At 54.8% G+C, this 13,153-nt stretch carries 11 protein-coding genes; 7 read left to right on the top strand and 4 right to left on the bottom strand.

Annotated features, from left to right (window positions below):
- The first annotated feature begins 52 nt into the window (after positions 1-52).
- From NIG5292_RS10000 to NIG5292_RS09985, 4 genes are all read left to right on the top strand, one after another.
- Entirely contained in the window at positions 53-1,135 is a 1,083-nt protein-coding gene (locus tag NIG5292_RS10000) for a BMP family ABC transporter substrate-binding protein (RefSeq protein ID WP_048599402.1), read from the top strand.
- A 334-nt stretch (positions 1,136-1,469) separates the two neighbouring features.
- Positions 1,470-1,736 (top strand): hypothetical protein, encoded by a 267-nt coding sequence (locus NIG5292_RS09995; RefSeq protein ID WP_048599401.1) that lies wholly within the window; start codon positions 1,470-1,472, stop codon positions 1,734-1,736.
- Between the two features lie 8 nt (positions 1,737-1,744).
- Positions 1,745-2,539 (top strand): DUF6065 family protein, encoded by a 795-nt coding sequence (locus NIG5292_RS09990; protein WP_048599400.1) that lies wholly within the window; start codon positions 1,745-1,747, stop codon positions 2,537-2,539.
- Positions 2,487-3,665 (top strand): MFS transporter, encoded by a 1,179-nt coding sequence (locus tag NIG5292_RS09985; protein ID WP_082136686.1) that lies wholly within the window; start codon positions 2,487-2,489, stop codon positions 3,663-3,665. Before NIG5292_RS09990 ends, NIG5292_RS09985 begins: the two co-directional genes overlap by 53 nt.
- A gap of 1 nt (position 3,666) precedes the next feature.
- On the opposite strand, the gene NIG5292_RS09980 is transcribed toward NIG5292_RS09985, so the two are convergent.
- Positions 3,667-6,165: a GcvT family protein gene (locus NIG5292_RS09980; protein ID WP_048599398.1), complete on the bottom strand. Its 2,499-nt coding sequence runs from the start codon at positions 6,163-6,165 to the stop codon at positions 3,667-3,669.
- A gap of 139 nt (positions 6,166-6,304) precedes the next feature.
- On the bottom strand, positions 6,305-7,291 hold the full coding sequence (locus NIG5292_RS09975; protein ID WP_048599397.1) for a 2-hydroxyacid dehydrogenase: 987 nt from the start codon (positions 7,289-7,291) through the stop codon (positions 6,305-6,307).
- Positions 7,292-7,432: 141 nt separating this feature from the next.
- Between NIG5292_RS09975 and NIG5292_RS09970 the strand changes: the two genes are divergently transcribed.
- Entirely contained in the window at positions 7,433-7,930 is a 498-nt protein-coding gene (locus tag NIG5292_RS09970; RefSeq protein WP_048599396.1) for an SH3 domain-containing protein, read from the top strand.
- A 10-nt stretch (positions 7,931-7,940) separates the two neighbouring features.
- Here the strand turns inward: NIG5292_RS09970 and NIG5292_RS09965 are convergent, their stop codons facing one another.
- Positions 7,941-9,467 carry a cryptochrome/photolyase family protein gene (locus tag NIG5292_RS09965; protein ID WP_048599395.1) on the bottom strand — a complete coding sequence of 509 codons (1,527 nt, stop codon included), beginning with the start codon at positions 9,465-9,467 and terminating at the stop codon, positions 7,941-7,943.
- The gene (locus NIG5292_RS09960; RefSeq protein ID WP_048599394.1) at positions 9,461-10,126 is read right to left on the bottom strand and encodes an SDR family NAD(P)-dependent oxidoreductase; all 666 of its coding nucleotides are present in this window, start codon (positions 10,124-10,126) and stop codon (positions 9,461-9,463) included. The genes NIG5292_RS09965 and NIG5292_RS09960 overlap by 7 nt, the downstream gene beginning before the upstream one ends.
- Positions 10,127-10,364: 238 nt before the next feature.
- Here NIG5292_RS09960 and NIG5292_RS09955 point away from each other — a divergent pair, with 238 nt between their 5' ends.
- Entirely contained in the window at positions 10,365-11,927 is a 1,563-nt protein-coding gene (locus NIG5292_RS09955) for a 2-isopropylmalate synthase (protein WP_048599393.1), read from the top strand.
- A gap of 190 nt (positions 11,928-12,117) precedes the next feature.
- Entirely contained in the window at positions 12,118-13,152 is a 1,035-nt protein-coding gene (locus NIG5292_RS09950; protein ID WP_048599392.1) for a rod shape-determining protein, read from the top strand.
- The last annotated feature ends 1 nt before the right edge of the window (position 13,153 follow it).

Raw genomic sequence — 13,153 nt, 5'->3', positions numbered from 1 at the left:
CCGCCTTCACAGCCGTGGGGGCCTTCACGCGTTAACCAATGGGGGGACCATCATGATCCTACGACGCACACTCCTGGCAGCAGCTGCCACTGCACTAGCACTCACCTCAGGCGCATTCGCCGACGGCCATGAAAAGCTCAAAGTGGGCTTTGTTTACGTGGGCTCCATCGGTGACGGTGGCTGGACATATGAGCACAACCAAAGCCGCCTCGCCGTTGACGAAGCATTCGGCGACAAAGTTGAAACCATTTACCAAGAAAGCGTTCCAGAAGGCGCGGACGCCGAGCGCGTGATGACACAGATGGCGCTTTCCGGTGCCAAGCTTATCTTCACAACCTCTTTTGGTTACATGGACCCAACCATCAACGTTGCGGCCAAGTTCCCTGACGTGAAATTTGAGCACGCAACTGGCTACAAAACAGCCGATAACGTGTCGACCTACTCTGCGCGTTTCTACGAAGGCCGCGCCGTCCAAGGTCACATCGCAGGCAAGATGACCAAAACCAACAAAATTGGGTACATCGCATCTTTCCCAATTCCAGAAGTTATCCGTGGCATCAACTCCGCCTACCTGCACGCCAAGCGCGTTAACCCCGATGTAGAATTCAACATCATCTGGGCTTTCACATGGGAAGACCCTGCGAAAGAAGCAGACGCTGCAAAAACACTGATCGAGCAAGGCGCGGACGTGATTTTGCAACACACAGACACGACTGCACCTTTGACAGTTGCTGCTGAAAACGAAGGCGTCATCGGATTCGGCCAAGCCTCAGACATGGCTCAGTTCAAAGACGGACCGCGTGTTTCGTCCATCATCGACAACTGGGCGCCCTACTATATCGACCGCGTGAAGGCAGTCATGGACGGCACATGGGAAACTGTCCAAACTTGGGACGGCATCGACACAGGTATGGTTGAAATCGGTGAGATCACCGACCGCGTACCAGCCGACATCAAAGCAGAAGCCGAAGCGATGATCGAAGCGATGCGCACAGGTGCCTACCACCCGTTCACAGGCCCCATCAACAAGCAAGACGGAACACCTTGGTTGGCTGACGGCGAAGTAGCGGATGACGGCACATTGGCTGGCATGAGCTTCTACATTGAAGGTCTGACAGGCGACATCCCGCAATAAGCGGCACGTTCTTTCAAGACGAAGAAACCCGGCCTTTGAGCCGGGTTTTTTTATGGCCAGTTTGCCCAACCCAAAGCGGCATCTTCTTTCGAATCATTTTCATGAACACAACTTAAACGGGAATTATACTTTTTGTAATTTGTCAAATGTGTAAACCATACATGAACTCATACCTTTGAATGTGACGCGATTATCCACAGCATATGATGTGTTAATTTCCCTGCGCACACCACATGTAGTAAATATGCTACCTCCTCACTTTTAGCTTTTGACACGTATAGATTGTTCAGCAAGCGTCAGGTCACAGTCATCAACCAGTTCAGGAGTTACCCACATGACACGTTCCACAACAGACAATGGCCTCGTTCACTTCGCAAACAAAGCACCTGCATTTGCACCAGATTTCGACCACGTAACCGACGCAGGCCGCGTTCACATCGCCAACAAATCACCGTCCTTCAAAACAGATTTTGCTGATACGTGTGATGCCGGAAATGTACCGATCGCAAATAAGTCACCTGCCTTTGCAACAGACGTTGCCGACACCGGAACTGTGCACATCGCCAACAAATCGCCAGCGTTCAAAACGGCTGTCGCGTAGGTCGGCAGATGCTTGATTTCCAATCCCCACTTCAAGCCGACGCATCCGCCCTTGGTGCGTTGGCGAAGTTCTACCGAATGATCCCCGAGGTCAGCCTGCCAGTCCCCGCCGATGCCGCAGCGGGCGGTACCCTGCCCCTGCGCGCCTATAGATATTGCGAGCCGATCCGCGTCGCCTCGCAATTGGGGTGGTACGTGTTCGCACCCATGGATTTTTCTCTGATGTGGGACGGCACGCGTGTGCTTTGGCGCTATCCGGACGCACCGGATTGGATGCCACTGGATGCCGCTCAATTCCCAAACTACGCGGCACAATTTGATGCGGATGCGCCAGATGATGTGAAGGGGTACTCTCCCCCTTTTCTCGCCTCCGTTTTGCAACCGGGTGTCGTACAAATCTGGTCGGGACTTATTGCAAAGACCGCCGCGGATTGGTGTGTTCTGGTCCGCGAACCTGCCAATCTGCCGCGCACGCAGCACATGGAAAGCTATGAAGGCGTGATCGAAACGGACCGCTGGTTTGGTCCCCTATTTACCAATATTCGGATCACTAAAACCGATTGCCCTGTGGAGTTTAAGCGCGACCACCCCATGTTCACGATCCAACCAATCCATCGCGCCATGCTTAGCCCACAAGTCCAAAAATCGACAATTAAGGTTGCGGCAATGGCTGATATGACCGACGATGATTGGGCAGAGTACCGCGCCACAATCGTAGAGCGCGTTGGTGAAAAGCGTGTTATTGGTGAGTATGCAACTCAGTCGCGCAAACGTAGGAAAAGTGACGATCGTGCACCTTCGTAATGCAAACACGTTTGCGATTTATGCGGCCAGTATTGCCTATATCATTGAAATTTCAACATTCCCGATCATCGTCAAAGCCCTAAGCATCGACTTGGCATTGGGCACAGACCAAGCGCTTTGGCTGATATCAGGATACAAAATCACACTCATCATCGCCCTATTTGTGAGCGGCGCAGCGGGTGACAAAATTGGCAAAGAACGCGTCTTTACCTCAGGCGCGTTTCTCTTTTGGACAGCTTCGGTTCTACTACTTTTCGCCAGAACCGGCGAGCAGATGATTATTCTAAGACTATTCCAAGGTGTAGGTGCCGGACTTTTTTCACCCATGATCCCCGCACTTTTGGCCGCGAACCGCCCGCGCAACACGCTCACGGCGCTAAGCTATTGGGGGATGATTACCGGGGCCGTCGCAGCCCTTTATCCATTTGGGGCGGCGTTTTTGACGGACACATTCAGCTGGCGATATGGCTGGATGATCGTCCCTATTGTGACTGCAACCGCGATACTGCGCCCGCCAAAACCCCGAGGTCGCGCGCATCTTAAAACCAAAGCCAGCGCACCTTCGATCCGCCGCATATTAACTTTACCGGTGCTGTCCGTGCTAGGTTTCATCCTCATCAGCTACGGCATCTCCACATGGTTCATCGTGACGATTGCGCTGTCTGACAAGATCGCCGCCCCTACCACAACCGTGGGTTTTTATATGTTTATCATCTGGGCCGTTTTTGCAGTCGGAAATTTCGGTGTAGCAAAGCTGAACAAACGCCTCCCACCCCAACTTCTGCTCTACGCATCCGTTGTATTAAACGGGGTGATGGCACTTTTTTGGTTTGGCCAAAGCGACGCCCCGCTAGTGATTTCATGCGTGGCTGTTGGGTTGTCGATGGCACTGTGCAACGCACCTACCACAGATCTAGCTTTCCGCCTGACCCCCAAAACCGCCCATGGCACAATTGCAAGCGCCGATATTATTGCGGCACGTCTTGGTGGGGCAATAGCGATCATGATCCTGCCGCTTTCGCTGTGGCAGGCAGCACCTTTTGTGTTGGCAGCCGCCCTTGTCTCGTTTGTTACGGTTGCGTATGCGACGGCCGCTGTTTCTTCAGCGCCCACCGCAGCCTGGTGACTTAACCGTCCACCCGAATAGTTGCGTTTTTCGGATCATAGGGACTGTCTTCAACGATGGTTGCGTCCCATAGCTGATCGAACATTTTCACCTTCAGAACAGTACCAACCTCAGCGTGCTCTGGCTTGACGTAGCCCATGCCGATCGACTTGCCAAAGTGAACGGAATATCCGCCCGAGGTCAAACGCCCGACCCGCAGATCACCGGCATAAAGCGCCTCGCGGCCCCACGGGTCAGCGTCGTCCGGCCCATCGATAAGGAAGGTAACACACTTGCTGCGCACACCGGTTTTGACCAAAGCCTCTTTGCCAAAGAAATCTTTCTCAAGGTCAATGAAACGCGGCAAGTCAGCCTCAAGCGGGGTCGCATCGCGGCCCAGTTCGTTACCAAAAGCGCGGTATGATTTCTCCTGACGAAGCCAGTTTTGGGCGCGTCCACCAACCATCTTGAGGCCGTGCTTTTCGCCGGCTTTCTCAAGCAGATCAAACAGGTGGTTTTGCATTTCAATCGGGTGGTGCAATTCCCAACCCAACTCACCTGTATAGGCCACACGGATTGCCATCACCGGCACCATGCCAAGCTCAATATGCTTCATGCTAAGCCACGGAAAGCGCTTGTTGCACAGTGCTGTTTCAGGGTCAGCATCCTTGATGATCTCTTTCAAAAGATCACGGGACTTCGGGCCTGCCAAAGCGAAAACACCGTATTTCGTGGTGACATCATTAATCGCCACATAACCAACCTCTGGGATTTTATCCTCGGCGGCTTTGCGCAAATAATCGCTGTCGTAATCTGTCCAGGCACCCGCACTAACCAAATAGTAGTGATCCTCGGCCATACGAACGATGGTGTATTCAGTCCGCGTCGTTCCATGACTTGTCAAAGCATAGGTCAGATTGATCCGACCAACACGCGGCAGCTTGTTACAAGTGAACCAATCAAGGAAAGCAGTCGCACCAGGGCCCTTAACTTCGTGCTTGGTAAACGCCGACGCATCCAAAAGGCCTACGCCATTGCGCACGGCATTCGCTTCTTCAACGGCGTATTTCCACCAACCGCCACGACGGAAGCTGCGCGATGCGTGATCGTCAAAGCCGCCTTCATCAGGTGTGGGGCCAAAGTAGTTCGGACGCTCAAAACCATTCACAACGCCAAACTGTGCGCCGCGCGCCGCCATCCGGTCATAACACGGAGCGGTACGTAGCGGGCGGGCCACTTCGCGTTCTTCGTCCGGGTGGTGCAGAATGTAGACGTGCTCGTAGCTTTCTTCATTCTTGCGCGCCGCATATTCTGTGGTCATCCAGCTGCCGTAGCGCTTGGGATCAAGTGAGGCCATGTCGATCTCGGCCTCACCCTCAACCATCATCTGCGCCATGTAATGACCCGTGCCACCAGCAGCAGTAATGCCAAAGCTGAACCCTTCAGCCAGCCACATATTACGCAGCCCCGGAGCAGGACCAACCAGCGGGTTGCCATCTGGTGTATAGCAAATCGGGCCGTTGAAATCATCCTTTAGGCCGACTTCTTCGCTGGACGGAATACGGTGGATGAAGCTCATGTATTCTTCTTCAATCCGCTCAAGATCAAGCGGGAACAGATCGGCGCGGAAGCTATCAGGTACGCCAAACTCGAAACGTGCGGGTGCGTTGCGCTCATATGGCCCCAAAATCCAGCCGCCACGCTCTTCGCGCACATACCATTTGGCGTCTGCGTCGCGCAGAACAGGGTGTTCTGGATTGTTTTTGCGCCACTCAACCAACATCGGATCGGGCTCGGTTACAATAAACTGGTGCTCGACAGGGATCGCCGGAATTTTGATACCCAACAGCTTTGCGGTGCGTTGCGCATGATTGCCAGTGGCCGTTACAACGTGCTCGGCGTGGATGACCATTGTCTCATCGGTTGAGATCAAATTGCCACCTTTGTCAGCCGTGCGCGTGCAGGTCACTTCCCACTCGTGACCGTTCCAGTGGTAGCTGTCGACCTGCCATTTCCGTTCAATCGTCACGCCGTGTTGCCGCGCGCCTTTGGCCATCGCCATGGTGACGTCCGCGGGGTTAATGTAACCATCTGTCGGGTGATAAATCGCGCCAACAAGGTCCTCCGTACGCACCAGAGGGAAACGCTCTTTGATCTGATCGGGGCTCATCCATTCGTAAGGCACACCGCAGGTCTCTGCGGTGCTGGCGTACAGCATATACTCGTCCATACGCTCTTTGGATTGCGCCATCCGCAAGTTACCGCACACCGAGAAACCCGCATTCAGGCCGGTCTCTTCCTCGAGGGTTTTGTAAAACTTGATGGAATAGTCGTGAATATGCGTGGTGGCATATGACATATTAAAATACGGCAACAAGCCCGCTGCGTGCCAAGTTGAACCGGATGTCAGCTCGTCCCGCTCAAGCAGAAGCGTGTCCCACCCCGCCTTACCCAAATGATAAGCGATAGACGTGCCAACGGCGCCGCCTCCAACAACAAGTGCTTTGACGTGGGTTTTCATATGTCCGACCTCCTTGGACGTGTCTTGGGATTACCTTCGCCCATCTGATGCGAACGCGGCGCAATCCAGCCGACCGAACACGCGCCAAAACCGACCTGCCCAACATCAGCAAGATACATCAGACGCCGTAAAACGACCGCTACAAGCTGGACGGAATCACCATATCCGGGGGACGGAACCCATCCGCATGGGTGGAAATATTGAGCATGACACGTGCGCCCATTTCCTCGCGACCTTCCACTGTGGCAGAGGCCATATGGGGCAGCAAAACAACGTTTTTAAGCGCGCGAAGGCGTGGGTTCGGCTCTGCGCCACCCTCGTAGACATCAAGGCCCGCACCCGCAATCTCACCCGACCGAAGCATCCGCGTAAGGGCGTTCTCGTCGATCACATCACCGCGTGAGGTGTTCACAATAACCGCACTGGGTTTCATCAACGCCAAACGCCGCGCATTCATAATGTGGTAGGTGCTTGGGGTGTGCGGACAGTGAATGGTCAAAATATCGACCTGCGCCAACATCTGGTTGAGACTGCTCCAATACTTTGCGCCAAGATCGGCTTCAGTCTCGGGGCGCAGGCGATTACGGTTGTGATAGTGCACCTGCATCCCAAACGCGCGGGCGCGTCGCGCAACGGCCTGCCCAATACGGCCCATGCCCAAAATACCAAGAGAACGCCCGCCAATTTTGCCGCCTAACAGTGCCGTCGGCGACCAACCATCCCAATCACCCGTTTGCATGACTGACAAACCCTCGGGGATGCGGCGCGTCACAGATAACATCAGCGCCAGCGTCATATCCGCAGTATCTTCCGCCCCCACGCCAGGGGTATTGCTGACCATAATCCCGTTTGCGTGGGCCGCGTTTACGTCAATGTGATCAGTCCCTGCGCCGTAATTTGCCACCAGCTTCAAACGCTCGCCGGCCTGTTCAAAAACAGCAGCATCAAGACGGTCGTTCACCGTGGGAACCAAAACATCAACTTCTTGCATCGCTGCAATCAGTTCATCGCGGCTCATAGGTGCATCGCTGTCGCGCACTGTTACGTCGAACAACTCTGCCATGCGATGTTCCACGGCTGCGGGCAACCGTCGCGTAACGACAACACTCAACCGTTTTCGTGACATCGACCAAATCTCCCACTTTGCCCAGACACCGCTTTCACCCTAGAGTGCAGTCAGAGCAAGCAAGGCACAAGACCTTGAATTTCACCAATCCATTTTCGGCGATCACCGCGCTGAAACGGATAACCATGCAGGCCGTAGATAATGAAGTCAGTTTTGCTGATCACAGCACTTCTTTTGTCCATTCAACTGGCAGGTCAAACTGCGCGTGCAGACGTGGGCCCTGTCACGGGCCTTCCAATGCCGCGCTTTGTGTCACTGAAGGCGAGTGAAGCAAATGTGCGCCGTGGTCCGTCCAAAACACATCGCATTGATTGGATTTTCAAACGCCGCGATATGCCGCTCCGTGTCATCGCGGAACATGGCCATTGGCGTCGTGTAGAAGACCGCGACGGCGTTGGCGGTTGGCTGCACTACTCACTTATTTCCGGTGTAAGAACCGTCATCATTGACGAAGACGCTGTTGAACTGCGTCGCAAGCCAATGACCGATGCCCCCGTTGCCGCGATGCTTGAGCGCGGCGTCGTGGCACGCCTTAATGAATGCATTGCGGACTGGTGCTCGATGCGGGCAGATGGCTACCGTGGTTGGGCGCCGAAATCATCGTTCTGGGGTGTCGAGCGCGCCGAGATCATAGACTAACGCATCCCGCTTAAATCACCTCACCGCGGTCCAGCTTTGCCAATACCTCTGCGGCATCTGATAGCACAGTGTCACGCCGCTCTTCGTCCATCCGCTCCCACACACGGTACATTTGGCCCATACGCGGATTGCCGCGAAACCGTTCTTCGTGACGGATCAAAAAGTCCCAGTAAAGCACGTTAAACGGACAGGCTGTCTCACCGGTTTTGGCGGTGACTTTATAATGACAGCCTTTGCAGTAATCGCTCATTTTGTTGATGTAGGAACCGCTTGAAACATAGGGCTTACTTGCGATGATCCCGCCGTCCGCAAATTGCGACATCCCGATCACATTGGGCGCCTCCACCCATTCGTAAGCATCGGCGTAAACGGCCAGATACCATTCATGGACCTGATGGGGATCGATGCCCGCGAGCAAGGCGAAATTCCCCGTGACCATAAGGCGTTGAATATGGTGCGCATAGGCGTCCCGCCCCGTTTGCTCGACCGCTTTTGACACGCACCGCATGCGGGTTTCACCGCCCCAGTAAAACTCAGGCAGAGCGCGCGAGTGCTCAAGATAATTGCGCGAGGTGTACGAAGGACCTTCCAAAAAATAGATGCCGCGCACATATTCGCGCCACCCCAAAATCTGGCGGATGAACCCTTCCACCGCGTTGATTGGCGCATCACCATCGGTAAATGACTGCTCAGCCGCGCGACAGATTTCAAGCGGGGTCAGCAAGCCCGCGTTTAGATAAAAAGAGATCAGCCCGTGATACAAAAACGGCTCATCGCTCATCATCGCGTCTTGAAAATCACCGAACTTTGGCAAACCGAGCGCTATGAAGTGATGAAGCTGCTGTAATGCCTGATCACGGGTGACCGCAAACCAAAATGGCTCAAGGTCACCGAAATGATTATCAAAGCGCGACTTCACCAACGCCAAGACATCTGCCGTGATTTCATCGGGCTCAAACCGTAACGGCCCATCAAACGTCACCTCATCAGGGGCTGGCTTGCGGTTATCGTGATCGAAATTCCACTTGCCGCCGACAGGTTTGTCACCTTCCATCAACAGCCCCGTTTCACGGCGCATTTCGCGGTAGAAATACTCCATTCGCAGCTGCTTGCGTCCCTCGGCCCAATCCTCGAAGCGCTTGTGCGATGCGATGAACCGCGTGTCAGGTAAAACCGTCACTTCAAGCGGCGCGTCCTCAAGAGCGCTGATCAATCGCCACTCGCCACACTCAGTGCTAAGAACGCGGCTTGCTCCGGTATCAGAGGCCGCACGTAGCAGCTCCCCTACGATCGAACCGGTGTTTTCAGCATCATCAAGCGCAGTGTAACGAACAGTCCAACCCGCCTCGCGCAACTCATGGGCGAAATGGCGCATCGCACTGAACAGAAATGCGATTTTCTTGGGGTGGTGGCGCACATAGCTCGCCTCATCAGCCACCTCGGCCATCACGATGACATCATCTGCTTTGTCCGCGTGTTCAAGGGCGGAAAGCGTGTGCGTCAACTGATCTGCCAGAACAAGAACGAGATTTACCATGGCACTATTTCTCCGGCCCAATCGAAAAATTCGCCTGTCTGTGCCGGGCTAAGCGCATTCAGGACAGCGGCTATGTTTGATGCGGCCTCGGCTGGTGGTACTGTTGCGTGCCGGCCCGCGTATTTGGCAGTAAACGGCGTGGCCACGGTGCCCGGATGCAAAGCCACGACGATTGCGTCTTTGCGTTTGCGTGCAATTTCGATGGCCGCCGTATGCACAATCTGGTTGGCCGCCGCTTTGGCCGCGCGGTAGCTGTACCAGCCGCCCATCCGGTTATCACCGATTGAGCCCACCCGCGCGGTAAGAACCGCAAAGACCGACCGGCCGGTTTTGGGCAGAAGGTGACTGGCGTATTTCAAGCACAGCGCGGGCCCGATGGCGTTAACCGCAAATTGATCTGCCATGGCCGAGGCCTCAATCGCCGCTAACTGCTTTTCCGGCTCAGCGCCGTCTATGTTCAGCGCGCCTGTTGCCACAATGATTGTATCAAACGTCCCCTCAAGAGCACCCAAAACGCGGGCCACACTTGGCTCATCACGCAAATCCAAACCATCAGCACTGCGCGACAGTCCCGTAACCTGCACGCCTTGCGCTTCAAAATGTTTCGTCAGCGCGCGGCCAATGCCGCCAGACGCCCCAATGATCAATGCTTTTTTCATGAGCCATCACCTAGGGCCAATCCAAAATCTGCCCATCGCCTTTTTGACAATTTTGATGATTTTCCAAAACACACTTCACAATCGCGCATCCCCGTTTATAACGAAGTTCATGATGACACGATCGAACATCCTTCTAGACCTACTACGTCTTAGCCTGCTCTGAGCGTGCCTGTCGGTGCGCCCGCTCAGCAGGGTTCGTCACCGACACTTTTCCAAAACACCAAATAGGACCAAGACGATGGCACAAGACCGCGTAGTAATTTTTGACACAACTTTGCGCGACGGAGAACAGTCTCCTGGCGCGACCATGACCCATGAAGAAAAGCTCGAGATTGCAGGCTTGCTCGATGATATGGGCGTCGACATCATTGAGGCGGGTTTTCCAATCGCTTCTGAGGGTGATTTCGCCGCTGTGAGCGAGATTGCCAAGAATTCCAAAAACTCTGTGATTTGCGGATTGGCACGCGCCAACTTCAAAGATATCGACCGCTGCCATGAGGCCGTGAAACACGCCGCACAGCCGCGCATCCACACGTTCATTGGCACCTCACCTTTGCACAGGGCAATTCCAAACCTGACCAAAGACGAAATGGCCGAGCGTATCCACGATACCGTGACACACGCGCGCAATCTCACCGATAACGTACAATGGTCGCCGATGGATGCCACACGTACCGAGTGGGATTACCTGTGCCGCGTTGTTGAGATCGCAATCAAGGCGGGTGCCACAACAATCAACATCCCCGATACCGTCGGCTACACCGCGCCACGCGAAAGTGCTGATTTGATTACGCGCTTGATCGCCACAGTGCCCGGCGCCGACGAGGTTATCTTTGCGACCCACTGCCATAATGATTTGGGCATGGCGACCGCGAACGCGTTAGCAGCCGTTGAAGGCGGTGCGCGTCAGATCGAATGTACAATCAACGGTCTGGGCGAGCGCGCGGGCAACACGGCCCTCGAAGAAGTTGTGATGGCCATGAAAGTCCGCAACGATATCATGCCCTACACCACAGGGATCGACAGCACCAAGATCATGAACTTGTCGCGCCGCGTCTCCGCGGTATCGGGCTTTATGGTCCAGCCTAACAAAGCAATCGTTGGCAAAAACGCGTTTGCGCATGAGTCTGGCATCCACCAAGATGGCATGCTGAAAAACGCCGAGACTTTCGAAATCATGCGCCCCGCTGATGTGGGTTTGGCCGAGACAAACATAGTCATGGGCAAACACTCTGGCCGCGCTGCTCTGCGCTCCAAACTTGCTGATTTGGGATTTGAGTTGGCCGATAACGAGCTGAAGGACGTATTCGTACGGTTCAAGGCGCTCGCTGATCGCAAGAAAGAAATCTACGATGAAGACCTGATTGCGCTGATGCAAACCAGCGCCACTGCAGGAAATAACGCGCTTGAATTGGTCTCGCTCAAGGTTGTTTGCGGCACAGACGGCCCGCAAGAGGCCACGATGGTCCTGAATGTTGAAGGCACCGACAAAGAAATAACAGCCACCGGTGACGGCCCAGTTGACGCAACATTCAACGCGGTCAAAGAACTGTCCCCGCACGGCGCGCGCTTGCAGCTTTACCAAGTCCAAGCGGTGACCGAAGGCACTGATGCACAGGCGACAGTCTCGGTCCGGATGGAAGAAGAAGGCCGGATCGCTACGGGCCAATCCGCAGACACGGACACCGTCGTAGCCTCTGCAAAAGCCTATATCATGGCACTGAACCGCTTGATTGCACGACGCGGCCAAGACGAGCCGGGCTATGACACCAAGGGCGTCAGCTACAAAGACCAATCCTAAGCGGCGGCTTCCTGCTTAGGCACATCATCACACGCTTGAGAGTGGACCCACGACAGGGCACACACAGAGGGGACGGCGCAGGCCTTCCCCTCTTTATCCTGCGAGGGGACGCGCATATAACTGTCAAAAGTGGATTATGAGGCCGAGTCGCACCGCGTGCAGCGAGCCGCGACATAAGGGAAGTCGATATATGTTTGGATTAAGTGTGTTTTCGTCGGATATGGCGATCGATTTGGGCACTGCTAACACGCTGGTCTATGTCAAAGGCAAGGGTGTTATCTTGTCTGAGCCTTCTGTTGTGGCCTACCAAGTCAAAGACGGTGTTAAGAAAGTGTTGGCGGTTGGCGAAGACGCCAAACTGATGCTGGGTCGTACGCCAGGCTCGATTGAGGCCATCCGCCCCATGCGGGACGGTGTAATTGCCGATTTTGATGTGGCCGAGGAAATGATTAAGCACTTCATTCGCAAAGTGCACAAACGCTCGACCCTCTCCAAACCAAAGATTATTGTCTGCGTTCCGCATGGCGCAACACCTGTTGAGAAACGCGCAATTCGCCAATCAGTTTTGTCTGCAGGCGCACGCCGCGCAGGTCTGATTGCCGAGCCTATCGCCGCCGCTATCGGTGCAGGCATGCCCATTACGGACCCGACAGGCAACATGGTTGTCGACATCGGCGGTGGGACGACCGAGGTTGCAGTTCTGTCGCTGGGTGACATCGTTTACGCCCGCTCTGTGCGCGTTGGCGGTGACCGTATGGACGAGGCAATCATCAACTACCTGCGCCGACAGCAAAACCTTCTGATCGGTGAAGCAACCGCTGAGCGCATCAAAACAACCATTGGTACCGCACGGATGCCTGATGACGGGCGCGGCCAGTCGATTCCAATTCGCGGACGCGACTTGCTGAACGGTGTGCCCAAAGAAATCGAGATTTCTCAGGCACAAGTTGCCGAAGCGCTTGCTGAACCTGTGCAACAAATCTGCGACAGCGTCATGACCGCCCTTGAAGCAACACCCCCCGATCTGGCCGCAGACATTGTCGACCGCGGCGTGATGCTGACTGGTGGTGGTGCCCTTTTAGGTGAGCTGGATCTTGCCCTGCGCGAGCAAACAGGACTGGCTATTTCTGTCGCCGATGAAAGTCTGAACTGCGTGGCGCTTGGCACTGGTAAGGCGCTTGAATATGAGCACAAGCTACGCCACGTCATTGATTACGATAGCTAAT

The sequence above is a fragment of the Nereida ignava genome, assembly GCF_001049735.1.
GTDB lineage: Bacteria > Pseudomonadota > Alphaproteobacteria > Rhodobacterales > Rhodobacteraceae > Nereida > Nereida ignava.
This window is presented reverse-complemented; position numbering and strand designations above follow the sequence as displayed.